Source organism: Streptomyces sp. CNH287, from assembly GCF_000424825.1.
The window spans coordinates 174,659-200,367 of sequence record NZ_AUKQ01000006.1 but is presented as its reverse complement, the minus strand read 5'-3'; the positions used below and the strand labels follow the sequence as shown (position 1 = coordinate 200,367).

The following is a 25,709-nucleotide window of genomic DNA, read 5'->3' as shown; positions in this document are numbered from 1 at the left end:
CAAACCAATACGCCCAGTGACGAGCCTTGGAGGAGGTGACGGACCCATGTCCGCCCGTACCCCCGCACGACCCGCCACCCGGATTCCCGTTCACGGAGCCGATCTCTCGGCTTCCCTCTCCGTCTTTCTCATCGCCCTGCCGCTGTCCCTCGGCATCGCGCTCACCGCCGGCGCACCGCTCCAGGCGGGGCTGGTGGCCGCGGCCGTCGGCGGCATCGTCGGCGGGCGACTGGGCGGCTCACCGCTCCAGATCGGCGGCCCCGCCGCCGGGCTCACGGTGGTCACCGCCGACCTCATCCACGTCTACGGCTGGCGCGCCACCTGCGCCATCACCATCGGTGCCGGGCTGCTCCAACTCGCCCTGGGATTTCTACGGGTGGCCCGCTCCGCGCTGGCGGTGAGCCCGGCGATCGTGCACGGCATGCTGGCCGGGATCGGCGTCACCATCGCCCTGGCCCAGCTGCACATCGCGCTCGGCAGTTCCCCGGAGGAGTCCGCCGTCGCCAACGTCGTCGCGCTGCCCGGCCGGCTCGCCGACCCGCATCCGGGCGCGATCGCGGTGAGCGCGGTGACGGTGGCGGTGCTGCTGGTGTGGCCGCTGCTGCGGCGGCGCTGCGCCAGTGGCGCGCACGCGGTGGCCGACGTGGCGGCGCCCGGCTCCGTCCCCAGCCCGGGCGCCCGGATCACGGCGGAGGTGACCCGCCGCATCCCGGCTGCACTCGCGGCCGTGGGCCTGGCGACGGCCGTGACGATCTGCGCCGGGCTCCAGGTCTCCCGCGTCGACCTGCCCTCCTGGCGCAGCCACGCGCTGCCCGTCATGCCCAGCGGCCCGCTGCTCGGCCTGTGCGCCGCCGTGCTGACGGTCACCCTGGTCTCGGGGGTCCAGACACTGCTGTCGGCCGTGGCCGTGGACAAGATGGTCGCCGCCCGGCAGGCGGGCGACGATCCGGCGGACGGCCGGATTCCGCGCTCCGACCTGGATCGCGAACTGCGCGGCCTGGGCGTCTCCAACATGGTCTCGGGCGGGCTCGGCGGGCTGCCGGTGGCCGGTGTCGCCGTGCGCAGCTCTGCCAACGTCGCGGCGGGCGCCGTCAGCCGCAACTCCGCGATCCTGCACGGCGTGTGGGTGCTGCTCGCCGCCGGGCTGCTGATGTCCGTGCTGGAGCTGATCCCGCTGGCGGCGCTGGCCGCGCTGGTGATGGTGGTCGGCATCCAGATGGTCAGCCTCACCCATATCCGTACGGTGACCCGGCATCGCGAGGCCGTGGTCCACGCGGCGACGACGGCCGGTGTGGTGCTGCTCGGCGTGCTGGAGGGCGTCGCGGTCGGAGGCGCGGTCGCGGTCGTGCTGGCGCTGCACCGGCTCACCCGTACGCGGATCACCGTCGAGGCGGCGGAGGGAGTGCACCGGGTGCGGGTGCGCGGCCAGCTGACGTTCCTCGCGGTGCCGCGGCTGAGCCGGTCGCTGGGCCAGGTGCCGGAGGGGGTGAGCGCCGCGGTGGTGCTGGACGGCTCGTTCATGGACCACGCGGCGTTCGAGACGATCCAGGAGTGGGCGGCCACGCACGAGGCGCACGGCGGCAGTGTGGAGGTGACCGGCCGCGCCGGGGCGCGGCTCGCCGAGCCGGCCGCCGCCCACAGCTGCTCGCCCTGGACGCCCTGGCGCAACCACCAGTGCACCCGTCCGCCCGGTGCCCGCTCCGGGCACACCCACCGCGGCCAGTTGCTCAGCGGCGTCGGCAACTTCCAGCGCACCACCGCTCCGCTCGTACGGGACGAGCTGGCGCGGCTGGCGCGGGAGGGTCAGCGGCCGTCCCAGCTCTTCCTGACCTGTACGGACTCCCGGCTGATCACCAGCATGATCACCTCCAGCGGCCCGGGTGACTTGTTCACCGTGCGGAACATGGGCAACTTCGTGCCGCTGCCCGAGCAGCAGCGGCCCGGCCCGGCCGCGGCACCGCGGGCGATGCCCTCGGCGGACGACTCGGTCGCCGCCGCCATCGAGTACGCGGTGGACATCCTGGAGGTGGAGTCCATCACCGTGTGCGGGCACTCGGGTTGCAACGCCATGCAGGCGCTCCAGGTCGCGGCGGCGGCCGATCCGGTGGCCCTGGGTACGGACACGGTCGCGCTCGCGGGCGCCGCCCCGGCAGCCGGCGGCGACCGCGGCAGCGACGCCGGGCAGGGGCACGGTTACGGGTACGGGCAGCCCGCGGGCACCCCGCTGGTGCGCTGGCTGCGCCACGGCGGCCCGAGCGTGCTGCGGCTCGCCGCAGGGCACTCCCCCGCCCCCCGGATCGCAACGCGCGCGTCGGACGCGACGGAGCTGCTGTGCCTGACCAACGTGGTGCAGCAGTTGGAGCATCTGGCCGCGCACGAGTGCGTGGCCCGCCGCCTGCGCGAGGGCGGCCTGGAACTGCACGGGATGTACTTCGACGTCGGCGAGGCCCAGGCGTACGTGCTGGACCGCGCGGAGAGCGGCGCCCCCGCGGTCTTCACACCCGTGAGTCCCACGACAGGTCTAAACCAATTTTGCCGACAGCCCTTGTCACAGCGCACGGGGGCTGATGAGCTAGGCCCCGGGGAGACATCGGACACCCGGGATTGGGAGAAGTCGTGAGTAACGAGAGCTTGGCCAATCTTCTCAAGGAAGAACGGCGCTTCGCGCCCCCCGCCGAGCTGGCCGCGCACGCCACCGTGCAGGCCGCGGCCTACGAGCAGGCCAAAGCCGACCGGCTCGGTTTCTGGGCCGAACAGGCGCGCCGTCTCAGCTGGGGCACGGAACCGACCGAGACCCTCGACTGGTCCAACCCGCCCTTCGCGAAGTGGTTCGCGGACGGCAAGCTCAACGTCGCGTACAACTGCGTGGACCGCCATGTCGAGGCGGGCCTGGGCGACCGGGTGGCCCTGCACTTCGAGGGCGAGCCGGGCGACAGCCGCACGCTCACCTACGCCGACCTCCTGCGCGAGGTCTCCCAGGCCGCCAACGCCCTCACCGAGCTGGGCGTCACCGCGGGCGACCGGGTGGCGATCTACCTGCCGATGATCCCGGAGGCGGTCATCTCGATGCTGGCGTGCGCCCGCATCGGCGCCCCGCACTCGGTGGTCTTCGGCGGCTTCTCGGCCGACGCCCTCGCCACCCGCATCAAGGACGCGGACGCCCACGTCGTCATCACGGCCGACGGCGGCTTCCGCAAGGGCGGCGCGAGCCCGCTCAAGCCCGCCGTGGACGAGGCGCTCACCCGCCCCGGCACGGAACACGTGCGCAGCGTCCTGGTCGTACGCCGCACCGGCCAGGAGGACGTCGCCTGGACCGAGGACCGCGACGTGTGGTGGCACGAGCTGGTCGCCCGTCAGTCCGAGGTGCACACCCCGCAGGACTTCGACGCCGAACACCCGCTCTTCATCCTCTACACCTCCGGCACCACCGGTAAGCCCAAGGGCATCCTGCACACCACCGGCGGGTACCTCACCCAGGTCGCCTACACGCACCACGCCGTCTTCGACCTCAAGCCCGAGTCGGACGTCTTCTGGTGTACGGCCGACGTCGGCTGGGTCACCGGCCACTCCTACATCGTCTACGGCCCCCTGGCCAACGGCGCGACGGAGGTGCTCTACGAGGGCACGCCCGACTCCCCGCACAAGGGCCGCTGGTGGGAGATCGTCCAGAAGTACGGCGTCACGACGCTCTACACCGCGCCGACGGCGATCCGCGCCTGCATGAAGTGGGGCGACGACATCCCCGCGAAGTTCGACCTGTCCTCGCTGCGCATCCTGGGCTCGGTCGGCGAGCCGATCAACCCGGAGGCGTGGATCTGGTACCGCCACCACATCGGTGCCGACCGTACGCCCGTGGTGGACACCTGGTGGCAGACGGAGACCGGCGGCATCATGGTCAGCCCCCTGCCGGGCGTGACGGAGGCCAAGCCCGGTTCGGCGCAGGTGCCGCTGCCCGGCATCTCGGCGACGGTGGTGGACGACGAAGCGCACGAGGTCCCCGACGGCGGTGGCGGCTACCTGGTGCTCACCGAGCCGTGGCCGTCCATGCTGCGCACCATCTGGGGTGACGACCAGCGCTTCCTGGACACCTACTGGAGCCGCTTCGAGGGCAAGTACTTCGCGGGCGACGGCGCCAAGAAGGACGAGGACGGCGACATCTGGCTGCTGGGCCGGGTGGACGACGTGATGCTCGTGTCGGGGCACAACATCTCCACCACCGAGGTCGAGTCGTCCCTGGTGTCGCACCCCAAGGTCGCCGAGGCGGCCGTCGTCGGCGCCACCGACCCGCAGACCACGCAGGCGATCTGCGCGTTCGTCATCCTGCGGGGCGACGGCGTGGCGGCCGAGGGCCTCGTCGAGGAGCTGCGGCAGCACGTCGCCAAGCAGCTCGGCCCGATCGCCAAGCCGAAGCGGATTCTGCCCGTCGCGGAGCTGCCGAAGACGCGCTCCGGCAAGATCATGCGGCGCCTGCTGCGCGACGTCGCCGAGAATCGCACCCTGGGCGATGTCACGACCCTCACCGACTCCTCGGTGATGGACCTGATCCAGGCGAAGCTGCCGGGGTCCAGCGAGGACTGAGGCGGCGGGCCGCCGCACACGGGCAGGCGGAGGAGGGGCACCGGGCTGCGGCCGGGTGCCCCTCCCTCCGTTCCCGCGGCCTCTTCACCAGTGCCGCGTCGGGCAGGGTCTGCCCGGTGCTGCCCGGCGGCGAGGTGTCCTGGTGCGGTCAGCGGCAAGGCGCCCGAGCGGCCTCGTAACGGGCTGCTCGGCCGTTCGGGCAACAACACGGCCGGTGGCCGTGCCAGAGCACCGCGCGGGGTGAACCCTGCCCGCCGCAGCACTAGGCTGACGGCGCGACAGGCGGGCGTCGCCGTCCGACGGCGGCGACCGGGACAGGCGCGGACAGGTGACAGGCGCGGACGCGGACAGGCAGGGACGGGCGGCTCCCGCGCGTCTGCCCCATGGCTCCGCGCCCCCCCGCGCTCCCCGCCCGCACCCCGCCGCCCCCGGCCCGGCCGGACGGCAGTGCGGCACCGACGCTCCACCGAAGTGGCCAACCACCGGCGTACGACGGACGATGATGGTCCGGCATCATCTGACTGACGGGTAGCCAGCGGAACAGGAAGAGCAGACACCCGGCGCAGTACAGACCCAGCGCAGTAGACACCTAGCGAACGAGGAGACACCGATGAGCGCAGCCGACGACGGCCGCAGCCTCGGCCAGCTGGTCGCCGCGGCCACCACGGAGCTGTCCGCACTCATGCACGACGAGATCGCGCTGGCCAAGGCCGAGATCAAGCAGGACGTGAAGCGGGGTGCGATCGGCAGCGGCGCCCTCGTCGTGGCCGCCGTCCTGGTCCTCTTCTCGCTGCCGGTGCTCAGCTTCGCCGCGGCGTACGGCATCCACAACCTGGGGCTCGGGCTCGCCTGGTCGTTCCTGATCGTGGGCGGTGCGTTCATCGTGCTCGCGGGGATGCTGGGGCTGGCGGCGAAGATCGTGCTCAAGCGGATCGAGCCGCCGAAGAAGACGATGGCCTCGGCCAAGGAGACCGCCGCGGTGCTGTCGAAGGTGAAGCCGCACCCGCGCGCGCTCCAGAACGGCGCGCTCCCCCGGGGCGGCTCCGGCGCGCACCTGGAGGACTCCCCGCGGCGCGGCGTCGACATGGACAAGCCCGCCGTGTGAGCCGGGGATATGACAGGCTCGACGGCATGACACTCCCCGACAGTCCCGCCGAGGTCGTACGCGCCGCCGGCCCCTGGACGCATCGGGACGTCGCGGCCAACGGCGCGCTGTTCCACATCGCGGAAGCCGGCGAGGGCCCGCTCGTGCTGCTGCTGCACGGATTCCCGCAGTTCTGGTGGACCTGGCGGCACCAGCTGACCGCGCTCGCCGACGCGGGGTTCCGTGCCGTCGCGATGGACCTGCGCGGCGTGGGCGGCAGCGACCGCACGCCGCGCGGCTACGACCCGGCCAACCTCGCGCTGGACGTCACGGGTGTCATCCGCTCCCTCGGCGAACCGGACGCGGCCCTGGTCGGCCACGACCTGGGCGGCTACCTCGCCTGGACGGCGGCCGTGATGCGGCCCAAGTTGATCCGCCGGCTGGCCGTCAGCTCGATGCCGCACCCGCGCCGCTGGCGCGCCGCGATGCTGGGGGACGTACGGCAGACGGCGGCGGGCTCGTACGTGTGGGGCTTCCAGCGGCCCTGGGTGCCGGAGCGCCAGCTCGTCGCGGACGACGGCGCGCTGGTCGGCAGGCTGATCCGCGACTGGTCCGGGCCCAAGCTCCCGCACGCCGTGGACGAGGCGGCGGTGCGCCGCTACGAGCGGGCGATGTGCATCCCCTCGACGGCGCACTGCGCGGTGGAGCCGTACCGCTGGCTGGTGCGCTCGCTGGTGCGGCCGGACGGCTTCCAGTTCAACCGCCGGATGAAGCGGCCGGTCCGGGTGCCCACGCTGCATCTGCACGGCTCGCTCGACCCCGTGCTGCGGACGCGCAGTTCCGCCGGTTCCGGGGAGTACGTGGAGGCGCCGTACCGCTGGCGGCTCTTCGACGGGCTCGGGCACTTCCCGCACGAGGAGGACCCGGCGGCCTTCTCCGGAGAACTGGTCGAGTGGCTCCGGGACCCTGAGCCGGACCGCTGACCGGCGCGTCCGCCACATGCCTGCCGCATAGACCGTTCCGCGGCGTCCGGTGCGGTTAGCGACCTTGGCCCGGGGGCAGAGTCCGGAGTATGGGCTGGACGCACGGCTATCGTGACGTGGCACGCGAGCACAGCGATCTCAGGGGGCGGCTCTCCGCGCGGCGCGCGGATCTGCACAGCCTCCGACATCACCGGCATCCTGAGATGGGCATCCCCCGCATCCTGCGCCGCCGGGCGCGCTGGGTCGGCGCGCGGCTGCGGCACCCGCGCGGCTGAGGGCCCGTCGGGTGGCCTTGGACCGACTGCTGGGCGCGGTCCGGTGTGTGGGGTGCCAAGGCGGAGGAGGGAGCGCCGACGCGAAGCGCCGGTGACCGACGGCAAACGCGGGTACGCGGGGCAGCAGGCAGGCTCGCAGGCCGAGGGGGCGCGCCAGGGCGTGACCGTCCGGCAAGAGACCACCCGACAGGCTCCCGAGACCCCCGGTTCGCGAGTTCGCCGGACACGGGCGCCGTTGTGCGCCTAAGCTGACGGCATCCCCCACAGGAGTGCGCCCTCTTCCCGGTGCCCGCATGGCGTCACTCGCTGAGGTCCCGACTGAACTCACAGTTGAACGCGAAACCGCCTTGTTCCCCGCGTGGAGAAGGCCCTGCTCATCACCGCGTCACTCCGTTGGGTGATCTGGCGCGCACGCATAGTCCGTTCGGACCATTCAAGATTGGGCCGCGCGGGGGTGTTGCACCCTGCCCTCCTTCCGTAACGTCCTCAACTGGCAACGGTGAATATGCCGATTGCCGCCGTGGGGGAGCCTCGATTCGGGAGAGGACGGCACCGGCTATGGGCTGGGTAACCGACTGGAGTGCACAGGCAGCTTGCCGCACTACCGATCCGGACGAACTATTCGTACAGGGGGCGGCGCAGAACCGCGCCAAGGCAGTCTGCACCGGGTGTCCGGTGCGGACGGAGTGCCTGGCCGACGCCCTCGACAACCGGGTGGAGTTCGGCGTCTGGGGGGGAATGACCGAGCGTGAACGAAGAGCGTTGCTGCGCCGTCGCCCGACGGTCACGTCGTGGCGGCGCCTGCTGGAGACGGCGCGCGCCGAGTACGAACGCGGCAGCGATGTGCTGCCGGTGGAACTCGACGCGATGGAGGAGTGTGTGACCTACGCGGTAGCCGCGGGCTGACACGGCGGCGGCGCTCCGTCGGCGCCTCGTCCTGTCGGTGCTCCCACGGCGCCTCGTCGGCGCACAGCCGGGCACGTCCGCAGGTCAGGCACGCACCGCCAGGCAGCGCGCAGGGCACCCTCCGCATGCCGACCCTCGCTCAACCCGCCTGCCCGGCAGGCTGGTTGGCGAGCTGTGCGCCGATGGCGCGCAGCCCCGTCAGGTCGTGGACGTCTGCGGACAGCGCGGCCACCTCTGCCACCGGCACCTCGGGGTGCAGCGCGGCGAAGCGGTCCCGTGTGCGCCGCTCGCGCGCGAGCACGCGCATCCGTTCGGCGTGCAGTCGGAGCAGCCCCGCGGCCAACAGCGCCGTCGGGTCGGGCAGCGCGCTGTCTGCCGCGCCCGCAGGCCCCGACTGGGGTGCGTGCGCGGGCACTTCTGCGCCGCCAGGGGTGTCCGAGGCGTCAGAGGTGTCCAAGTCGGCGGAGGTGTCCGGGCCCTGCGGAGCGTCCGGGCCGTCAGGGGTGCCTGAGCCTTCCGGTACGCCCGCGTGGTCAGCGGTCGGGATGTGGTCAACGGCGTGGGTGTCGTCGGGTGCGTGCGGGGAGGGACGGTTGAGGTGGGCTTCGGGGGAGCCGGCCTCGGGAGCAGCGACACCTGCGGCCCGGAGGACATCGGACCGGCTGGCGTCTCGTAGATCACCCTTCCCGGTCACATGATCCACAATGCCGCCGTCCTCAAGATTTTCCGCCGCGGCCAGCGCCCGCTCCGCGCTGAGTCCGGCCTCGCTGCCGTGCATCCGGTTGAGCACCAGCCCCGCCAGAGGCATCTGGTCCGCCGCGAGCCGCTCCACGAAGTACGCCGCCTCGCGCAGCGCGTCGCGCTCCGGGGCGGCCACGACCAGGAAGGCCGTACCGGGCGCCTGGAGCAGCCGGTACGTGGCGTCGGCGCGGGTGCGGAAGCCGCCGAACATCGTGTCCATCGCCGTCACGAAGGTCTGCACGTCGCGCAGCAGCCCCGCGCCCAGCAGCTTGTTGAGCGCCCCGGTGAACATCGACACCCCGGCCATCCCCAGATGCACGAACTTCATGCCCGCCCGCCCGCCGGCCTTCGCCGGACCGGCCAGCAGCCGGATGAACGGCCCGTCCAGGAAGGAGCCGAGCCGCTTGGGCGCGTCCAGGAAGTCCAGCGCGGACCGGCTCGGCGGCGTGTCCACGATGATCAGGTCCCACTCGTCGCGGGCCCGCAGCTGCCCCAGCTTCTCCATCGCCATGTACTCCTGGGTCCCGGCGAACCCCGCCGAGAGCGAGGCGTAGAAGGGGTTCTCCAGGATGGCGCGGGCCCGCTCCGCGTCCGTGTGCGCCTCGACGATCTCGTCGAAGGTGCGCTTCATGTCCAGCATCATGGCGTGCAGTTCGCCGCCCGCCGAGGTCTCCACCCCGGGCACCGCGCGCGGGGTGTTGTCCAGTTCGGCCAGGCCCATCGACTGCGCGAGCCGCCGGGCCGGGTCGATGGTGAGCACCACCGCACGCCGCCCCCGCTCGGCCGCCCGTACGCCGAGCGCCGCGGCGGTGGTCGTCTTGCCGACGCCTCCCGCTCCGCAGCAGACCATGATCCGGGTGCCCCGGTCGTCGAGCAGCGCGTCGACGTCCAGCACCGGTACGTCCGCCAGTCCCGTCCGTACGGGCGTCACGTGAACACCTCCTGGTCGCGCAGCGCGGCGGAGAGGGCGTAGAGCCCGGCCAGATCGCCGCCGTCGGTGAGCATTTCCAGCTCGTACACCGGCAGTCCCAGCGCGTCGATGTCGGCGCGCCGGGCCCGCTCCAGCGCGAGCCGCTCGGCGTGCTCGCGGCCCTGCCGCAGCAGCGGCTCGACGAGGCGCTCGGCCCGGCCGCCGCGCCGCGCGCTGCCGAGCCCGGCGCGGGAGAACGCCCGCGCCAGCTCCGCACGCGTCCCGGGCGGCGCGCCGAGCGCGTCGGCGCCCTCGGCGCCCTCGTCCTGCCCGGCCCCCGCGGGCGCCCCCGCGGTCCGGGCCCCCCACTCCCCCGGGTCCGGCGCCGCCGGGTCCAGCACCGCCGGCCGCACCATGTTGACCAGCACGCTGCCCACCGGGAGCCCGGCCGCACGCAGTTCCGCGACCCCGTCCACCGTCTCCTGCACGGGCATCTCCTCCAGCAGGGTCACCAGGTGCACGGCCGTCTCCGCCGACTTGAGCACCCGCATGACCGCCTGCGCCTGGTTGTGCACGGGACCGACCTTGGCCAGCCCCGCCACCTCGTCGTTCACCCCGAGGAAGCGGGTGATGCGGCCGGTGGGCGGGGCGTCCATGACCACCGCGTCGTAGACCCGCCGCCCGCGCCGGTCCCGGCGCCGTACGGCCTCGCACGCCTTGCCGGTGAGCAGCACGTCGCGCAGGCCCGGGGCGATCGTGGTCGCGAAGTCGATCGCGCCGATCTTCCGGAGCGCGCGGCCCGCGCTGCCCAGCTTGTAGAACATCTGGAGGTAGTCGAGCAGCGCGCGCTCGGCGTCGATCGCCAGCGCGTACACCTCGCCGCCCCCGTACGCGACGGCGATCTTGCGCTCCTCGTACGGCAGCGCCTGCGTCTCGAAGAGCTGGGCGATGCCCTGCCGGCCCTCCACTTCGACCAGGAGCGTCCGCCTCCCCTCGTCCGCCAGCGCGAGCGCGAGTGCCGCGGCGACCGTCGTCTTGCCGGTGCCGCCCTTGCCGGTGACTACGTGCAGCCTGCTCACGGCTGGAGCCTAACCACCGCCTGCGCGGCGCGTGCGGGCGGTCGCCGGGGAAGCGGGGCGCGAAGGAGCGGGCGGGAGCGGACCAGAGCGGTGCGGGACTGGATTAGGGTCGTGCCATGACGAAGTGGGAATACGCGACCGTGCCGCTGCTCGTACACGCGACCAAGCAGATCCTGGACACCTGGGGAGAGGACGGCTGGGAGCTGGTCCAGGTCGTCCCCGGCCCCAACAACCCCGAGCAGTTGGTGGCTTACCTCAAGAGGGAGAAGGGCGCATGAGCGGCTCGGTGGAGGCGCGGCTGGCCGAGCTGGGCCTGACGCTGCCGGAGGCCCCGGCACCGGCAGGCGTGTACGTCGCGGCGCGCCGGTCGGGCAGGTACGTCTACACGGCCGGACAGGTGCCGTTCGTGGACGGCAAGCTGCCGGCGTCCGGGAAGGTCGGCGGTGAGGTCAGCGCGGAGCAGGCCAAGGAGCTGGCCCGTATCTGCGCCCTGAACGCGCTCGCCGCGGTGAAGTCGGTGACCGGGGATCTGGACCGGATCGCGCAGGTCGTCAAGGTGACCGGGTTCGTCGCCTCGGCGCCGGACTTCACGGCACAGCCCGGCGTCATCAACGGCGCGAGCGAGCTGCTCGGCGAGGTGCTGGGCGCCAGGGGCGTGCACGCGCGCAGCGCCGTGGGCGTGGCCGTGCTGCCGCAGGACTCGCCGGTCGAGGTGGAGATCCTGGTCGAGCTGACGGACGACTGAGCACGGACGACTGAGCACGGCGGCGGGGCGCGGGGCTGCGGGCGCGGCGCGAGCGTGCCGGGCACGCCCGGCGCGCGCCGCACGCCCTCGAACATCCGGGCGGCTCCCCGTAGCATCCGTCCATGTCCACGACGAATGGCCAGTGGTACCCGGCGGAGTGGCCGGAGCGCATCCGCGCCCTCGCCTCGGGTGAGATCACGCCGGTCGCCCCGCGCCGGGCCGCGACGGTGCTGCTGCTCCGGGACCCGGCGCCGCCCGCGGGCGGCGAGGCCCCCGGCGCCCCCGAGGTGTACATGCTGCGCCGGCGCGCGTCCATGGCCTTCGCCGGGGGCGCGTACGCCTACCCCGGCGGCTCCGTCGACCCGCGCGACGAGGAGACCGGCGGTGCCCGGCAGCCCGGCTGGGCGGGCCCCTCCCGCGCCGAGTGGGCCGCCGCGCTCGGTACGGACGAGCCCACCGCGCAGGGCGTGGTCTGCGCGGCCGTCCGGGAGACGTTCGAGGAGTCGGGCGTACTGCTGGCCGGGCCGGACGCGGACAGCGTCGTGGCCGACACCACCGGCGCGAGCTGGGAGGCCGACCGGGCCGCCCTGGTCGCCCGCGAGCTGTCCTTCGCCGACTTCCTGGACCGCCGCGGCCTGCTGCTGCGCAGCGACCTGCTCGGCGGCTGGGCGCGCTGGATCACTCCCGAGTTCGAACCGCGCCGCTTCGACACCTGGTTCTTCGTGGCCGTGCTGCCGGTCGGGCAGCGCACCCGGAACGCCTCCACCGAGGCCGACCGTACGCTGTGGATCAAGCCCGCGGACGCCGCAGCGGGCTACGACCGCGGGGAGTTCCTGATGATGCCGCCCACCATCACCACGCTGCGCGAGATCCAGCGCTGCCCGAGCGCCGCCGCCGCGCTCGACGGCTGCGCCGACCGCGACCTGACGCCCGTCCTGGCCGACGCGAACCTGGTCGGCGACGAGATCGTGCTCAGCTGGCCCGGCCACGACGAGTTCACCAAGAGGATCGCCCGATGACCGTGCAGCCGCCCGTCGACACCACCCTGCCGGGGTGCCCGCGCACGGACGCCATCGACGGCACCGGCACCGCCCGCGCCGTGTGCGTGCTGGCCGGCAACCCCTCCCCGCTGACCCTGGACGGCACCAACACCTGGGTGCTCGCCGAGCCGGGCTCCGACCAGGTCGTCGTGGTCGACCCGGGGCCGCTGGACGAGGCCCACCTGCGCCGGGTGGCGCAGACCGCCGAGGCGGGCGGCAGGCGCGTCGCCCTCACGCTGCTCACGCACGGCCACTGGGACCACGCGGAGGGCGCGGCGCGCTTCGCCGAACTCACCGGCAGCCCCGTACGGGCGCGGAACCCGACGCTGCGGCACGGCGGCGGTGACGGCCTGGAGACCGGCGACGTGATCACCGCGGGCGGCCTGGAGCTGATCGCCGTGCCGACGCCGGGCCACACCTCGGACTCCGTCTCCTTCCAGCTGCCCGCCGACGGCGCCGTGCTGACCGGGGACACCGTCCTCGGGCGCGGCACCACCTTCGTGGCCCATCCGGACGGGCGGCTGGGCGACTACCTCGACTCGCTGCGCCTGCTGCGCGAGCTCACCGTCGACGACGGCGCCGACACGCTGCTGCCGGGGCACGGGCCCGTGCTCACGGACGCGCGGGGCGCGGTCGAGTACTACCTCGCGCACCGGGCGAACCGGCTGGCGCAGGTGGAGACGGCGGTCGAGGCGGGGCACCGTACGGCGCCGGAGGTCGTCGCACACGTGTACGCGGACGTGGACCGCGCGCTGTGGCCCGCGGCGGAGGCGTCCGTCCAGGCGCAGCTGGACTACCTGCGGGAGCACGGGCTGGTGTGACCGCCCGCCGCGGCGGGGCCGGGGGCCGCTGCCGGTCCCGCGCCCGCCGCGGCTCCGGTCAGCGGCTTGCGGTCAGCGGCTCCGCTTCGCCAGCCGCTCGATGTCCAGCAGGATCACCGCGCGCGCCTCCAGCCGCAGCCAGCCGCGCCCGGCGAAGTCCGCCAGCGCCTTGTTGACGGTCTCGCGGGAGGCGCCGACCAGCTGGGCCAGCTCCTCCTGCGTGAGGTCGTGCACCACGTGGATGCCCTCCTCCGACTGCACGCCGAAGCGGCGCGACAGGTCGAGGAGCTGCTTGGCGACGCGGCCCGGCACATCCGAGAAGACCAGGTCGGACATCGAGTCGTTGGTACGCCGCAGCCGCCGGGCGATCGCCCGGAGCAGCGCGGAGGCCACCTCGGGCCGGACGTTCAGCCAGGGCTGGAGGTCGCCGTGGCCCAGGCCGAGCAGCTTGACCTCGGTGAGCGCGGAAGCCGTGGCCGTACGGGGCCCGGGGTCGAACAGCGACAGCTCGCCGATCAGCTCGCCCGGACCGAGCACCGCCAGCATGTTCTCCCGGCCGTCGGGCGAGGTGCGGTGCAGCTTCACCTTGCCGTCGGTGACGACGTACAGCCGGTCTCCGGGGTCTCCTTCGTGGAAGAGCGCGTCGCCGCGGGCGAGTGTCGTCTCGGTCATGGAGGCGCGCAGCTCAGCGGCCTGCTCCTCATCGAGCGCCGCGAAGAGCGGGGCGCGCCGCAGAACGTCGTCCACGAGTTCTCTCCTTGTCGACCTGCCCATGGGGCTCTCTGTGGCACCCCATGATGCCGGACGGTAAAGCAGTGGGATCAGTCACAAGTTTGACGCACTCGGGCGGCTGCCCGTACGGCAGGGGGCCGATTGGGCCGTGAACCGCCTGCGTGCGGGGTCAATGTCGGGTGTCCTCGCTACGCTGCCCGGGTGCCCGCGGGGCCGGTGGGGCATGCGGGAAGCGGGCCGGAAGAGTGACCCGTACGGGTCGATTCCGCTGTGAGCGAACACGGCGGCGGGGCGTCCCCCGATCCGGCGAAAGCACCGGTGCGCGCCCCGTTGGCGCTGCCTGCCGCGCCCGACGCAGGGCAGGCTCGGGCGCCCCGGCTCACGCCCCGGCTCAGGCGGCCACCGCGACCGCCTCCACCGCCGGGGCCCGCAGCGCGCCACGCGCCGTGACCAGGCTGGTGACCAGCGTCGCCGCGGCGGCCACCCCCACCACCGCCAGCCAGATGCCCGGCCCCTGCTCACCGGGCCACACCGCGTCGGTGCGGACGGCGGTGAACGGCACCATCCCGGCCACCGCGGCCACGGACCCAAGGAAGACCCCGGTCACCGTCAGGATCGCGCCCTCCAGTCCGACCGTCGCCAGCACCTGCCCCGGGGTGGCCCCGGCGAGGCGCTGCTGGCCGAACTCCCGGCGGCGGTACGACGTCGCCGCGTACAGGCTGTTGATCAGCATGACGCAGGAGAAGACCACGATGATCCCGACGACCACCAGGTTCAGCGTCTCCAGGTTCTTGTCCTCCACCGACTTCGTCAGCCCGGCGGCCTTGATCGCGTCGCTCTCGACGGCCTGCATGTAGAGCGTCGCCGTCGCCATGCCGGTGAAGACGATCAGCGGCATCAGCACCCCGGACAACTCGGCCGCGCGGCGGCGCATGTGGTGCACCGTCAGGTATCCGCTCGCCCCGAACAGCGCCGTGACCGGCCGCCCCAGCCACCCCAGCAGCCCCGCCAGCAGCGCCGGGGAGAGCAGGGCGAAGCCCACGGCCAGCAGGATCGCCCCGTACGCCGGGGGCGCCATCGCCGCCGCGTCCGTCGGGTCCATCGCGAAGGTCGTGCCGACCGAGGCCGCCCCGACCACCAGCGCACCCCAGGCGGCGATGTTCCGCACCCGGCCGCGCCGCTCGCGGACCCCCGCCGACGCCTTCGTCGCACGGCGCACCGCCAGGAACGCGGCGCCCGCCGAGGCGAGCAGCGTGACGCCGAGCCCCGAGCCGAGCGCGATCGGCCCGAAGGCGTAGTCCACGCCGCCGGCCACCTGGCCGCTGTCCTGGAACTGCTCCAGCAGCGCCCGCCCGCCCAGCATCGCGGGCCCGACGGCGAGCACCGCCGCGACCAGGCCGACCACCGCCGCCTCGCCGACGATCATGCGTGTGATCTGCGCGGGCGTGGCCCCCGTACTGCGCAGCAGGCCGATCTCCTCCTGCCGCTGGCGCACGTTGACCGTCAGCGTGGAGGCGACGGCGAAGAACACCAGCAGGGTGCCGTAGCCGCCGACGACCGAGGCGGCGACGGTGAGCGACTCCGCGCTGACGTCGTCGACGCCCGCCGCGCCCGCCGTGTCGTGCATCGCCTGGAACGTCATGATGATCGCCGCGCCCAGGAAGGCGGACAGCAGCGTCGCGGCGAAGCGTCCCGGACGCCGCCGGATGGACCTCATGGCCAGAAGGAACATGGTTCAGACCCCCGCCCGGATCTCGTCCGCGGACCGGACCCCGTCGCCCAGGTGTGCGAGGCGCTCGGCGACGGCCTCCACCGTCGGCGCCTCCAGCCGCCCCGCCAGCCGCCCGTCCGCCAGGAAGACCACGGCGTCGGCGTACGAGGCGGCCAGCGGGTCGTGCGTGACCATGACGACCGTGCGGCCGTGCTGCCGTACCGAGTGCTGGAGCAGCCGCAGCACATCCCGCGCACTGCGGGTGTCGAGCGCGCCGGTCGGCTCGTCCGCGAAGACCAGCCTCGGCTCGGTGACCAGCGCCCGCGCGATGGCGACGCGCTGGCGCTGGCCGCCGGAGAGCTGGTCGGGATAGTGGCCGAGCCGGTCGCCGAGACCGACCTGGGTGAGGACCTCCCGGGTCCGGTCGCCGTCGGCGCGGCGGCCCGCGAGCTTCAGCGGCAGCACCGTGTTCTGCGCCACCGTCAGGGTGGGCAGCAGGTTGTACTGCTGGAAGACGAAGCCGATCCGCTGCCGCCGGAACTTCGTCAGCGCCGCCTCGCTGCCCCCGGTCATCTCCTCGCCGTCCACCCGCACCTGCCCGCGGTCCGGCCGGTCCAGGCCCGCCGCGCACTGGAGCAGCGTGGACTTCCCCGATCCGGACGGGCCCATCACCGCGGTGAAGCTGCCGGCCGGCAGGCTCAGCGAAACGCCGTCCAGCGCGGTCACGGCATTCTCCGCGGCGCCGTACCTCTTGGTGACCGCCACCAGGCGCAGCGCCTCTGCGGCGGCCGGCGGCGCGGCCTTGGTCCTGTTGCGGGACATGGTGTCCACCCTCTTCCCGGCACGCTCTGTGCCCGGTTACGAAGTTACGAGCGGTGACCGCCGGGCACACGGGGTGTACGGCCCGGGTCTGCCCGGACGTACGGCCCCGCCCGTAGTGGCGCTGGGTACACCCCCGCCCCGGCCCCAGCCCCCGGCGAAATCCCCCGAGCTGCCCCGGTTCGCCTGCTCGGTGTCGGTGGCGGCCCGTAGGCTGAACGCATGGCGATCAGTGGAGTGGCCGGTGTCGGCGGCGGGCCGGTGAAGAGGCGGGCCAAGGTCGCGCCGACGCGGACGGGCCTGGTCCGGCAGGCGCGGCGGATCAACCGCGCGCTGGCCGAGACGTATCCGTACGCGCATCCGGAGCTGGACTTCGAGAGCCCGTTCCAGCTCCTGGTGGCCACGGTCCTCTCCGCGCAGACCACCGACCTGCGGGTGAACCAGACGACCCCGGCGCTCTTCGCGCGCTACCCCACGCCCGAGGACCTGGCGATGGCCGTCCCCGAGGAGTTGGAGGAGCTGATCCGGCCGACGGGCTTCTTCCGGGCGAAGGCCAGGTCGCTGCTGGGCCTCTCGACCGCCCTGCGGGACCGCTTCGACGGCGAGGTGCCCGGCACCCTGGAGGAGCTGGTCACGCTGCCCGGCGTCGGCCGCAAGACGGCCAACGTGGTGCTGGGCAACGCCTTCGGCGTCCCGGGCCTCACCGTCGACACGCACTTCGGCCGCCTCGTCCGCCGCTTCGGCTGGACGCACCAGGAGGACCCGGTCAAGGTCGAGGCCGAGATCGCGGACCTCTTCCCCAAGAGCGAGTGGACGATGCTCTCGCACCGGCTCATCTTCCACGGCCGCCGCGTCTGCCACTCCCGCAAGCCCGCCTGCGGCGCCTGCTCCATCGCCCCGCTCTGCCCCTCCTACGGCGAGGGCGAGACGGACCCGGAGAAGGCGCGGAAGCTGCTGAAGTACGAGCTGGGCGGCCAGCCGGGCCAGCGGCTCAACCCTCCGGCGGACTACCCGGGCCCGGCTGCGCCCGCGCAGGCGGCCCCGTGAGCGGCGCCCGCCCCGCCGGGGGCCGGGCATGACGGGCGCGCGGTACCGGCGGTCCCCGCGTCCGGAGCAGCCGCCCGGCACGGCCCGCGTCCCCGTACCGCCCTCCGCCGCGCCCGTACCGCCCTCCACCGCGCCGGTCCCGGCCCCCGCCTCCGACGTCCTGGTCAGCAGCGAGGGCCTGCCCGCCTGGCTGGAGCCGGTCGACCGGGTGGCGCGCGCGGTCGAGCCGCGCCAGCTCAGCCAGTTCCTGCCGCCCGCCGGGGGCGGCGGCAGACCGTCCGCCGTGCTCATCCTCTTCGGGGACGGCCCGCGCGGCCCGGAGCTGCTGCTGATGGAGCGCTCCAGCAGTCTGCGCGCACACGCGGGCCAGCCCTCGTTCCCGGGCGGCACCCTCGACCCGGAGGACGGCGATCCGGCCGGCGCGGGCCCGCTGCGCGCCGCGCTGCGGGAGGCCGAGGAGGAGACCGGCCTCGACCCGTCCGGCGTGCAGGTCTTCGCCGCACTGCCCGCCCTCTACATCCCGGTCAGCGACTTCGTGGTCACCCCGGTGCTCGGCTGGTGGCGCCGCCCGACCCCGGTGGCACCGGTCGATCCGGCGGAGACGGCCCGGGTCTTCACCGTCCCGGTGACCGAGCTGACGGACCCGGCCAACCGTGCCACCGCCGTGCACCCGAGCGGCTTCCGGGGCCCGGCGTTCACCGTCGGCTCCGCGCTGGTGTGGGGTTTCACCGCCGGGGTGATCGACCGCCTGCTCCACCTCGCGGGCTGGGAGCAGGCGTGGGACCGGGAGAAGCTGGTCCCGCTCGGCCCGCATGCGTGACGCCTCGGCGGGCACGGATGAGGGCCCGCCGGGCACCCGTGAGACGGTGATCTCGGCGACCTCCGTACGCGGTGACATCTCTGCGAGGCTGATTCGGTGAACGTGCTGGACGTACTGCTCGTGCTCGCCGCCGTGTGGTTCGCGATCGTGGGCTACCGCCAGGGCTTCATCGTGGGCATCCTGTCGGTGATCGGCTTCCTCGGCGGCGGCCTGGTGGCGATCTTCGTGCTGCCCGTGCTGTGGGGCGAGCTGACGGACGACTCGGAGCCGGGCACCCTGGGCATCGTCCTGGCGGTCGCGGTCGTGATCATCTGCGCGTCCGTGGGGCAGGCGTTCACCACCCATCTGGGCAGCAAGCTGCGCCGCTACCTCACCTGGTCGCCCGCGCGCGCCCTGGACGCCACCGGCGGTGCGCTGGTCAACGTACTGGCGATGCTGATGGTGGCCTGGCTGATCGGCTCCGCGCTTGCCGGTACGGCGCTGCCGACGCTGAGCAAGGAGGTGCGCGCCTCCAAGGTGCTGCTCGGCGTCTCCCGCGTGCTGCCGGAGCAGGCGGACACCTGGTTCGCGGACTTCTCCTCCGTGCTCGCGCGCAACGGGCTGCCGCAGGTCTTCTCCCCGTTCTCCAGCGAACCGATCACCTCCGTCCCCGCCCCCGATCCGAAGCTGGCCAAGAGCCCGGTGGTCAGCCGGGCCAAGGAGTCCATCGTCAAGGTGATGGGCACCGCGACCAGTTGCGGCAAGGTGCTGGAGGGCACCGGCTTCGTCTTCGACGACGGGCGGGTCATGACGAACGCCCACGTGGTCGGCGGCGTCGACGAGCCGACGGTGCAGATCGGCGGCGAGGGCAGGCTCTACGACGCGACGGTCGTCCTCTACGACTGGGAGCGCGACGTCGCCGTCCTGGACGTACCGGACCTGGACGCCCCGTCCCTCGAGTTCGCCGACGGCGACGCGACCAGCGGCAGCGACGCGATCGTCGCCGGCTTCCCGGAGAACGGCGGCTTCGACGTACGCGCCGCGCGGGTCCGCGGCCGGATCGAGGCGGGCGGCCCGGACATCTACCACCGGGGCACCGTCCACCGCGACGTCTACTCCCTCTTCACCACCGTCCGGCAGGGCAACTCCGGCGGCCCGCTGCTCACACCCGAGGGCGAGGTCTACGGCGTGGTCTTCGCCAAGTCCCTGGAGGACGACGAGACGGGGTACGCGCTGACGGTCGACGAGGTGCGCGAGGACATCAAGCGGGGCCGTACGGCCGAGGGGCGGGCGGACACGGAGGGCTGCGCACTCTGAGCGCGCGGGCTGCCCGGCGCCCGCCTCGCCCCACCCGCCTCACCCCACCCCGCCGCGAGGAGTAGCGGGCGCCGCTGCCGCCCCGCGCGGTCCACCCCTTAAGCTGCATTCCATGGCTACGAAGCGCGCGGGCAGTGGGCTGACCGTCACCCAGCAGGCCGCCAAGTTCCTCGGCGTCAGTGTGCTCGCCGGGGCGGTGCTGGCCGGCATCGCACTGCCCGCCGCGGGGCTGATCGGACTGGCGGCCAAGGGGTCGGTCGAGGGCTTCGACGAGATCCCCGCCAACCTCAAGCGCCCCCCGCTGAGCGAGCGCACGACCATCCTGGACGTCAACGGCGACGAGATCGCGAAGGTCTACCACCGCGACCGCACCGTGGTCGGCTTCAAGCAGATCTCCCCGCACATGCGCAAGGCGATCGTCGCCATCGAGGACTCCCGCTTCTACGAGCACGGCGCGATCGACCTCAAGGGCGTGCTCCGCGCGCTGAACCAGAACGCGCAGTCGGGCGAGAACGTACAGGGCGCCTCCACCCTGACCCAGCAGTACGTCAAGAACGTCTTCGTCGAGGAGGCGGGCAACGACCAGGAGAAGATCGCCGAGGCCACCCGGCAGACCGGCGCGGCCGGCATCGGCCGGAAGATCCGCGAGCTGAAGTACGCGATCCAGGTCGAGGAGACGCTCGGCAAGAAGCAGATCCTGGAGAACTACCTCAACATCACCTTCTTCGGGCAGCAGGCCTACGGCGTCGAGGCCGCCGCCCAGCGGTACTTCTCCACCTCCGCCAAGGACCTCACCCTGGAGCAGTCCGCCCTGCTGGCCGGGCTCGTGCAGTCGCCGAGCCGCTACGACCCGGTGAACAGCCCGGACGAGGGCAAGAAGCGGCGCGACGTCGTGCTCTCCCGGATGGCCCAGGTCGGCGACATCAGCGCGAAGCAGGCGGCGGCGGCCAAGAAGAAGCCGCTGGGCCTCAAGGTCAGCAAGCCCAAGAACGGCTGCATCACGGCGACGAAGAGCGCGGGCTTCTTCTGCAACTACGTGGAGGAGGTCTTCCTCTCCGACAAGACCTTCGGCAAGACCCGCAAGGACCGCGTGCGCCGCTGGAACCGGGGCGGCCTCACCGTCAAAACGACGCTGGACCCGAAGGCGCAGGCCTCGATCCAGGCCTCCGTGCAGAACCACGTGAACCAGTCGGACGAGGTCGCCACCGCCGTGACCATCGTCGAGCCCGGCACCGGCAAGATCCTGGGCATGGGCCAGTCCCGCCCCTACGGATACGGGAAGAACGAAACGGAGCTGAACCTCTCGGTCGACGAGGACATGGGCGGCGGCAAGGGGTACCAGCCCGGCTCGACGTTCAAGCCGGTCGTCGCGGCGGCGGCGATGGAGCAGGGCAAGAGCGTCTACCAGAAGTACTCGTCGCCGTACAAGATGCCCTACCCCAGCCCCGTCGCGATGTGCGACGGGAAGTCCTGGAGCTCCAGCGGCGAAACGGTCGAGAACGAGACCGAGGAGGAGGTCGGCCCCTACCGGATGAAGGAGGCGACCGCCCTGTCGGTCAACACCTACTACATCCAGCTCATCAGCGACATCGGGATCTGCCCGGTCACCAACATGGCCAGCCGGATGGGCCTGGAGCGGGCGGACGGGAACAAGCTCGGCCAGGTGCCGTCGATGGCGCTCGGCGGCGAGGAGATGTCACCGCTGACCATGGCCACGGCGTACGCCACCTTCGCCAACGACGGCGTGCACTGCACCCCGATCGCCATCGAGTCGATCACCGACGCGCACGGCAAGGCGGTGCGGGTGCCGAAGTCCAGGTGCGAGCGGGCCATGTCGGAGCGGACCGCCAAGACGATCAACTCCCTGCTGCGCGGCGTCGTCGAGGACGGCACCGGCAAGAAGGCCGGGCTCGCCGGCCGGGACAGCGCGGGCAAGACCGGTACGACGGACGAGCGGTACGCGGCCTGGTTCGTCGGCTACACCCCGGAGGCGGCGGGTGCCGTCTGGGTCGGTGACCCGGCGCACGAGCGCCGCATGGTCGACATCACCATCGGCGGGCAGTACCACCCCAAGGTCTTCGGCGGCGGCGTCCCCGGGCCGATCTGGCGCGACGCGATGAGCGGCGCGCTGGAGGGCAAGCCGCCCACCAGCCTGCCCACCGTCCCGATCAAGGATGAAAAGGACGACAAGAAGGACAAGGGCGGCGACGACGGGGACGAAGAGGACCGGGACGAGGAAGACCGCGGCGACGACGGGGACAGGGACGGCGGCGAACGGCCCGGGCGCGGGGGCGGCAATCCGTGGCCGGACGTCAGCCTCCCGCCGGACATGATCGGCGGCGGGGGCAACGGCGGCGGAAACGGCCGCTGGCCCCAGCCCCGCTGACGGACGCGCGGGCGGCGGCGACCGGTCAGCCGTCGCCGGGCGGCCCCGGCGGCGGCTCCGCGGCGGTACGCCCCCCGGAGCGGCGCCGGTGACTGGTGTCGCACCAGGGAGGCGTGCGGCTGCGCCGGCACACGCAGATCGCCACGACGAACCGGTGCGAGACGGCCGTGGCGCCGTCGGGCCCCGTCACCTCGACCGGGCCGTCCACGAGCAGCGGCCCGCCCTCGCTCACGGTCACGCGCCGCAGCCCGCGCTCCTGGTCAGGGTTGTCCGGCATCGCTGCTCCTCACCTCGGGGAGGGGCCGCAGCAGCGAGGTCGTACCCGCTGCCCAGTGCTCCCTCACCTGTGCCGAGAACCGGCCGTCGAGGTAGTTGGCGGCCTGGATGCCGAAGACCACGTCCGCGCGCAGCTCCGGCTCGTCGTCGAGCAGGCCGCCGATCACCTCACGGCGCATGACCTGCTCGTGCACGGCGTCGGCCTCGACGTGCTCGCGGTAGAAGTACCGGCACGCCTCCGGCGCGTCCAGCCGCTCCAGCACCTGGAGCATCCGCTTGGCACCGGGCGGCGAGGCGATCTCCGCCGCCGCGAAGTGGCCGACGATCGCACCCCGGCGGGCGCGGTGCAGCCCCAGGTACGACATGAGGTTGACCGTGGCGAGGGTGCTGGCAGGCAGCACGTCCACGTAGCCGCCGTAGCGGGGGTCGAGCCCGGCCGCGGCCATCAGGTCGGCGAAGAGCCGTGCGTGGACGTGCTCCGCCCGGCCCGCGCCGAACTCGTCGTACTCGACCGCGACCAAGGCGGCCTTGGACCGGCCGGTGAGCCGGGGGATCACCCACGCCTGCGGGTCGGATTCCTTGAGCTGGTAGAGGGAACGGTGCGCGAACAGCTCCCGTACCTGTTCCCAGGTGCCTTCGCGGCGCAGCCGGTGGGAGAGGCCGGGGCCGTCCACCGGGTCGACGAGCAGCGCCTCCAGCTCGGCGTCCACGTCGGTGCCGCCGGCGGTCCGGTCGCGCAGGCACGCCTCCAGGGCGTCCTCCATCGCCCCGCGCAGCCGCAGCAGATCCGGATTCCACTCCCACCGCGGATCGACGCCGTCGAGGCCGCGGTAGTGCAGTTCGTAGCAGAGGTGCAGCGCGAGGTGCAGGTCCGCGCCCAGCGGTTCGGCCGCGGCGACCTCGTGCAGCGCCGCACGGGTCCCGACCCGGCCCCCGTCGCCGGCGGGGCCCGCCAGCGCACCGGCCACCCGTTCGGACAGCGGGCCGCGGGCGGCGGGCATCGCGGGGGACGCGGAGGCGCCCCTCGTCCGGGTGACCTGTTCCGGTGGACTCGGAGGCATCGTGTTCTCCCGCACGGGTCAGCTGGCGGCCTGCTGCGGGTGACGTGCCCGCCCGGGGCCGCCCGGTCATCGTCCCACCCCCGCCGCCCGGACGCTCGCGCAGCGGGCACGGCACTGCGCCATTCGCGGCGGCCACCGCGAGAGGCCGGGGTCCGTCGGGAAGGCTGAGGCCATGGAGAACACGGAGGGAACCGGCGCACACCGCGCGGACCCCGCGCCGGACGGGACGGGTGCGGAGAGGGCGGATGCGACGGCGCCCACCATGGGCGTCGAGGAGGAGTACTTCCTGGTGCACCCGGTGACCCGGGCCGTGGCACCGGCCGGGCCGCGGGTGGTGGCGCGGGCCGCCGCCGCGGTGGGCGACCTGGTCTCCGGCGAGTTCACGGACTACCAGATCGAGATCAAGACGCCACCTTGCGCGACGACGCAGGAGCTGCTCGCCGAACTGGTCCGGTTGCGGGCGGCAGCCGCCGCCGCGGCAGCCGCCGAGGGGCTGCGGGTCTGCCCCTCGGGCACCCCGGTCCTCGGCGGCGCGGCCCCCGTAGCCGTGGGCGATCACGCCCGGTACCGGGCGAGCGTGGACCTGTATCGCACGATGATCGAGGACTACGCCATCTGCGCCCAGCACGTCCACGTGCACCTGCCGGACCGGGAGACGGCCGTGCTGGTCGGCAACCACCTGCGGCCGTGGCTGCCCCTCCTGGTCGAGATGAGCGCGAACTCGCCCTTCCACGCGGGCCGCGACACGGGCTACGCGAGCTGGCGCTCGGTGATCCGCATCCGCTTCCCCTGCCTGGGGCCGCCGCCGTACGCCGAGTCGTTCGACGACTACCTGCGCATCGCCGCCGCCATGGGCGAGGCGGGCGCGATGCCGTTCGCCGAGCTGCCCTTCTGGGACATCCGGCCGCACCCCCGGCTGCCGACGCTGGAGGTGCGGAGCATGGACGTCCCAGCCGACCCGGCCGACTCGGCAGCCCTCGCGGCCGTGGTCAGAGCACTGGTGGTGACCTCGGCGAAGCTCGTACGCGGCGGGGACCCCGGGCCGCGGCCGTGCAGCGAGCTGCTGCGCTCCGCGTACTGGTACGCCACCCGCGACGGATGGCCGGGGCTCGGCACGGACACGCGCTCCGGTGCCATGCTGCCGGCGCCGGAGCGTGCGGCCCGGCTGGTGCGCCACATCCGCCCGGCGCTGGCCGCGCACGAGGACACGGGGGTCGTCGCCGCCTTCCTCGGCCGGCTGGCCCGGCGGGGGTCGGGCGCGCACCGGCAGCGCGCCGTGGCGCTGCGGGGCGGGGGCGGGCTCGTACCCGTCGTGGACGACCTGGCCTCGCTGGCCGGCGGCGGAGACGCCGCTGCCGCTGCCACCGCCTGCGGGCTGCCCCGGATCTCACCGGGATGGCCGCTCCACCAGGACGTTCCCTGACAGCCGTGTGAGTCTGACGAAGACCGAGCACCCATCCGAGCAGAGCCGCCGGGCCGGACATCGTCCGCACCCCGGCCGTGGAGGCAGTGATGGAGGACGCCCCTTCACCTCGCGCGCTGGTGACCGGCGACGGCACCGCAACCGCTACGGCGAGCCCGCCCGGCACCCCGCCGGCCGCCGCCCCGGACGACCTCCAGCGCCTCGGCTACGCCCGCTACCGCGCCCGGGACCTCGGCCTGGAAGGGACGGCGTACGCGGGCGACCTCGCCCAGCTCGCGGACGCCTACCAGCGCCTGCCCGCGGACCCGTACGCCCCGGCGACCAACCGGTTCCGCCGCTACTCGCACGCGGTCCACCTGCCCTGGACCGGCGAACTGCACTTCGTCCCCGGCACGCCGGACGACGAGTACGGCAGCGTCACCGAGTACTGGCAGGACGAGCACAACCCCGAGTACCCAAACGTGCGCCGCAGGCTGCCCGACCTCCCCGAGGCCCTGCGCGCCAATGCCCTGCTGCGGCATCTCGTGCACGCCGACCTCCGGCGGATCGGATGGCTGGAGGAGCTGCGCCGGACACCGCTCTACATCGGCGTCCACCTGATCAAGCTGGGCGTGCACGACCGGCTGAAGGCCGCCGTCTCCTCCCCCGACTGCCTGCACCAGGACGGCGGTTCGCCGACCACCTTCACCTTCGCCCACCTGATCGGGTGCGACAACGTCGAGGGCGGCGAGAACGTCATCGCCACCCCGGAGAGCGCCGGACGGCAGCCCGACGAGCTGTCCCCGGACGCCCTCCACGCCCGCTTCACCCTGACCGAGCCGCTGGACGGGTACGCCGTCCACGACCACCGGGTCAGCCACTACGTCGGCCCCGTACGCCGGGGAGGCGGGCCAGGTCCCGGAGAACGCCGCATCCTCATCATCGGCATGGCCCGCTACGCGCCGCGCCTGTAGGACACACGGGCCACGCCACCGCA

The 25,709-nt window shown here is 73.5% G+C and carries 23 protein-coding genes; 16 read left to right on the top strand and 7 right to left on the bottom strand.

Annotation, left to right across the window (positions count from 1 at the left end; translation table 11 throughout):
- Positions 1-46: 46 nt before the first annotated feature.
- The 6 genes from H299_RS33265 (at position 47) to H299_RS0110245 (ending at position 7,826) form a co-directional block, all read left to right on the top strand.
- On the top strand, positions 47-2,620 hold the full coding sequence (locus H299_RS33265; protein WP_051262300.1) for a SulP family inorganic anion transporter: 2,574 nt from the start codon (positions 47-49) through the stop codon (positions 2,618-2,620).
- On the top strand, positions 2,617-4,578 hold the full coding sequence (acs, locus tag H299_RS0110265; protein ID WP_027748341.1) for an acetate--CoA ligase: 1,962 nt from the start codon (positions 2,617-2,619) through the stop codon (positions 4,576-4,578). The genes H299_RS33265 and acs overlap by 4 nt, the downstream gene beginning before the upstream one ends.
- A 610-nt stretch (positions 4,579-5,188) precedes the next feature.
- Positions 5,189-5,683, top strand: coding sequence for a phage holin family protein (locus tag H299_RS0110260; RefSeq protein ID WP_027748340.1), 495 nt, complete (start codon positions 5,189-5,191; stop codon positions 5,681-5,683).
- Between the two features lie 26 nt (positions 5,684-5,709).
- On the top strand, positions 5,710-6,645 hold the full coding sequence (locus tag H299_RS0110255) for an alpha/beta fold hydrolase (protein WP_027748339.1): 936 nt from the start codon (positions 5,710-5,712) through the stop codon (positions 6,643-6,645).
- Positions 6,646-6,734: 89 nt separating this feature from the next.
- Positions 6,735-6,920: a hypothetical protein gene (locus H299_RS0110250; RefSeq protein WP_027748338.1), complete on the top strand. Its 186-nt coding sequence runs from the start codon at positions 6,735-6,737 to the stop codon at positions 6,918-6,920.
- 558 nt (positions 6,921-7,478) lie between these two features.
- Entirely contained in the window at positions 7,479-7,826 is a 348-nt protein-coding gene (locus H299_RS0110245) for a WhiB family transcriptional regulator (protein ID WP_027748337.1), read from the top strand.
- A gap of 139 nt (positions 7,827-7,965) precedes the next feature.
- On the opposite strand, the gene bagB is transcribed toward H299_RS0110245, so the two are convergent.
- Both bagB and bagA read right to left on the bottom strand, forming a co-directional pair.
- Complete coding sequence (bagB, locus tag H299_RS0110240; protein WP_078512646.1) at positions 7,966-9,417, bottom strand: ArsA family ATPase; 1,452 nt, start codon at positions 9,415-9,417, stop codon at positions 7,966-7,968.
- A 77-nt stretch (positions 9,418-9,494) separates the two neighbouring features.
- Positions 9,495-10,556 carry an ATPase BagA gene (gene bagA / locus H299_RS0110235; RefSeq protein WP_027748335.1) on the bottom strand — a complete coding sequence of 354 codons (1,062 nt, stop codon included), beginning with the start codon at positions 10,554-10,556 and terminating at the stop codon, positions 9,495-9,497.
- Between the two features lie 116 nt (positions 10,557-10,672).
- On the opposite strand from bagA, the gene sp36 reads away from it, so the two are divergent.
- The 4 genes from sp36 (at position 10,673) to H299_RS0110215 (ending at position 13,162) form a co-directional block, all read left to right on the top strand.
- Positions 10,673-10,834, top strand: a complete 162-nt coding sequence (sp36, locus tag H299_RS39040) for a Sp36 family protein (protein WP_106965770.1) — start codon at positions 10,673-10,675, stop codon at positions 10,832-10,834.
- Positions 10,831-11,301, top strand: a complete 471-nt coding sequence (locus H299_RS0110225) for a RidA family protein (protein ID WP_027748334.1) — start codon at positions 10,831-10,833, stop codon at positions 11,299-11,301. The genes sp36 and H299_RS0110225 overlap by 4 nt, the downstream gene beginning before the upstream one ends.
- A gap of 122 nt (positions 11,302-11,423) precedes the next feature.
- Positions 11,424-12,320 carry an NUDIX hydrolase gene (locus tag H299_RS0110220; protein WP_027748333.1) on the top strand — a complete coding sequence of 299 codons (897 nt, stop codon included), beginning with the start codon at positions 11,424-11,426 and terminating at the stop codon, positions 12,318-12,320.
- Positions 12,317-13,162: an MBL fold metallo-hydrolase gene (locus H299_RS0110215; RefSeq protein WP_027748332.1), complete on the top strand. Its 846-nt coding sequence runs from the start codon at positions 12,317-12,319 to the stop codon at positions 13,160-13,162. The genes H299_RS0110220 and H299_RS0110215 overlap by 4 nt, the downstream gene beginning before the upstream one ends.
- Before the next feature lie 72 nt (positions 13,163-13,234).
- Here the strand turns inward: H299_RS0110215 and H299_RS0110210 are convergent, their stop codons facing one another.
- The 3 genes from H299_RS0110210 to H299_RS0110200 all read right to left on the bottom strand — a co-directional run bounded on the left by H299_RS0110210 (position 13,235) and on the right by H299_RS0110200 (position 16,427).
- A complete protein-coding gene (locus H299_RS0110210) occupies positions 13,235-13,909 on the bottom strand; it encodes a Crp/Fnr family transcriptional regulator (RefSeq protein ID WP_027748331.1) in 675 nt (224 codons plus the stop codon).
- 376 nt (positions 13,910-14,285) lie between these two features.
- Positions 14,286-15,626, bottom strand: a complete 1,341-nt coding sequence (locus H299_RS0110205) for an ABC transporter permease (protein ID WP_027748330.1) — start codon at positions 15,624-15,626, stop codon at positions 14,286-14,288.
- A gap of 3 nt (positions 15,627-15,629) precedes the next feature.
- Positions 15,630-16,427 (bottom strand): ABC transporter ATP-binding protein, encoded by a 798-nt coding sequence (locus H299_RS0110200; RefSeq protein WP_027748329.1) that lies wholly within the window; start codon positions 16,425-16,427, stop codon positions 15,630-15,632.
- Positions 16,428-16,646: 219 nt separating this feature from the next.
- Here H299_RS0110200 and nth point away from each other — a divergent pair, with 219 nt between their 5' ends.
- The 4 genes from nth (at position 16,647) to H299_RS0110180 (ending at position 21,973) form a co-directional block, all read left to right on the top strand.
- On the top strand, positions 16,647-17,471 hold the full coding sequence (gene nth, locus H299_RS0110195; RefSeq protein ID WP_051262299.1) for an endonuclease III: 825 nt from the start codon (positions 16,647-16,649) through the stop codon (positions 17,469-17,471).
- A gap of 28 nt (positions 17,472-17,499) precedes the next feature.
- Positions 17,500-18,291, top strand: a complete 792-nt coding sequence (locus H299_RS0110190) for an NUDIX hydrolase (RefSeq protein ID WP_078512610.1) — start codon at positions 17,500-17,502, stop codon at positions 18,289-18,291.
- Between the two features lie 96 nt (positions 18,292-18,387).
- On the top strand, positions 18,388-19,587 hold the full coding sequence (locus H299_RS0110185; RefSeq protein ID WP_027748326.1) for a MarP family serine protease: 1,200 nt from the start codon (positions 18,388-18,390) through the stop codon (positions 19,585-19,587).
- 112 nt (positions 19,588-19,699) lie between these two features.
- Positions 19,700-21,973: a transglycosylase domain-containing protein gene (locus H299_RS0110180; protein ID WP_027748325.1), complete on the top strand. Its 2,274-nt coding sequence runs from the start codon at positions 19,700-19,702 to the stop codon at positions 21,971-21,973.
- Positions 21,974-21,998: 25 nt separating this feature from the next.
- Here H299_RS0110180 and H299_RS33260 read toward each other — a convergent pair whose 3' ends face one another.
- Entirely contained in the window at positions 21,999-22,250 is a 252-nt protein-coding gene (locus H299_RS33260) for a CDGSH iron-sulfur domain-containing protein (protein ID WP_037758462.1), read from the bottom strand.
- Positions 22,234-23,310: an iron-containing redox enzyme family protein gene (locus tag H299_RS0110170; protein ID WP_027748324.1), complete on the bottom strand. Its 1,077-nt coding sequence runs from the start codon at positions 23,308-23,310 to the stop codon at positions 22,234-22,236. The genes H299_RS33260 and H299_RS0110170 overlap by 17 nt, the downstream gene beginning before the upstream one ends.
- Before the next feature lie 172 nt (positions 23,311-23,482).
- On the opposite strand from H299_RS0110170, the gene H299_RS33255 reads away from it, so the two are divergent.
- Complete coding sequence (locus H299_RS33255) at positions 23,483-24,733, top strand: YbdK family carboxylate-amine ligase (RefSeq protein ID WP_078512609.1); 1,251 nt, start codon at positions 23,483-23,485, stop codon at positions 24,731-24,733.
- Positions 24,734-24,822: 89 nt separating this feature from the next.
- Positions 24,823-25,686, top strand: coding sequence for a 2OG-Fe dioxygenase family protein (locus tag H299_RS33250; protein WP_051262298.1), 864 nt, complete (start codon positions 24,823-24,825; stop codon positions 25,684-25,686).
- Positions 25,687-25,709 lie beyond the last annotated feature (23 nt).

Excerpts from the sequence above, each read along its gene's own strand:
- H299_RS0110170 (WP_027748324.1), bottom strand. The coding sequence starts at position 23,310 with ATGCCTCCGAGTCCACCGGAACAGGTCACCCGGACGAGGGGCGCCTCC.
- H299_RS33250 (WP_051262298.1), top strand. The coding sequence starts at position 24,823 with ATGGAGGACGCCCCTTCACCTCGCGCGCTGGTGACCGGCGACGGCACC.
- H299_RS33260 (WP_037758462.1), bottom strand. The coding sequence starts at position 22,250 with ATGCCGGACAACCCTGACCAGGAGCGCGGGCTGCGGCGCGTGACCGTG.
- H299_RS33255 (WP_078512609.1), top strand. The coding sequence starts at position 23,483 with ATGGAGAACACGGAGGGAACCGGCGCACACCGCGCGGACCCCGCGCCG.
- H299_RS0110220 (WP_027748333.1), top strand. The coding sequence starts at position 11,424 with ATGTCCACGACGAATGGCCAGTGGTACCCGGCGGAGTGGCCGGAGCGC.
- H299_RS0110190 (WP_078512610.1), top strand. The coding sequence starts at position 17,500 with ATGACGGGCGCGCGGTACCGGCGGTCCCCGCGTCCGGAGCAGCCGCCC.
- H299_RS0110225 (WP_027748334.1), top strand. The coding sequence starts at position 10,831 with ATGAGCGGCTCGGTGGAGGCGCGGCTGGCCGAGCTGGGCCTGACGCTG.
- H299_RS0110260 (WP_027748340.1), top strand. The coding sequence starts at position 5,189 with ATGAGCGCAGCCGACGACGGCCGCAGCCTCGGCCAGCTGGTCGCCGCG.
- nth (WP_051262299.1), top strand. The coding sequence starts at position 16,647 with ATGGCGATCAGTGGAGTGGCCGGTGTCGGCGGCGGGCCGGTGAAGAGG.
- H299_RS0110215 (WP_027748332.1), top strand. The coding sequence starts at position 12,317 with ATGACCGTGCAGCCGCCCGTCGACACCACCCTGCCGGGGTGCCCGCGC.
- H299_RS0110250 (WP_027748338.1), top strand. The coding sequence starts at position 6,735 with ATGGGCTGGACGCACGGCTATCGTGACGTGGCACGCGAGCACAGCGAT.
- H299_RS33265 (WP_051262300.1), top strand. The coding sequence starts at position 47 with ATGTCCGCCCGTACCCCCGCACGACCCGCCACCCGGATTCCCGTTCAC.
- H299_RS0110245 (WP_027748337.1), top strand. The coding sequence starts at position 7,479 with ATGGGCTGGGTAACCGACTGGAGTGCACAGGCAGCTTGCCGCACTACC.
- bagB (WP_078512646.1), bottom strand. The coding sequence starts at position 9,417 with ATGGTCTGCTGCGGAGCGGGAGGCGTCGGCAAGACGACCACCGCCGCG.
- sp36 (WP_106965770.1), top strand. The coding sequence starts at position 10,673 with ATGACGAAGTGGGAATACGCGACCGTGCCGCTGCTCGTACACGCGACC.
- H299_RS0110180 (WP_027748325.1), top strand. The coding sequence starts at position 19,700 with ATGGCTACGAAGCGCGCGGGCAGTGGGCTGACCGTCACCCAGCAGGCC.
- H299_RS0110205 (WP_027748330.1), bottom strand. The coding sequence starts at position 15,626 with ATGTTCCTTCTGGCCATGAGGTCCATCCGGCGGCGTCCGGGACGCTTC.
- H299_RS0110200 (WP_027748329.1), bottom strand. The coding sequence starts at position 16,427 with ATGTCCCGCAACAGGACCAAGGCCGCGCCGCCGGCCGCCGCAGAGGCG.
- H299_RS0110255 (WP_027748339.1), top strand. The coding sequence starts at position 5,710 with ATGACACTCCCCGACAGTCCCGCCGAGGTCGTACGCGCCGCCGGCCCC.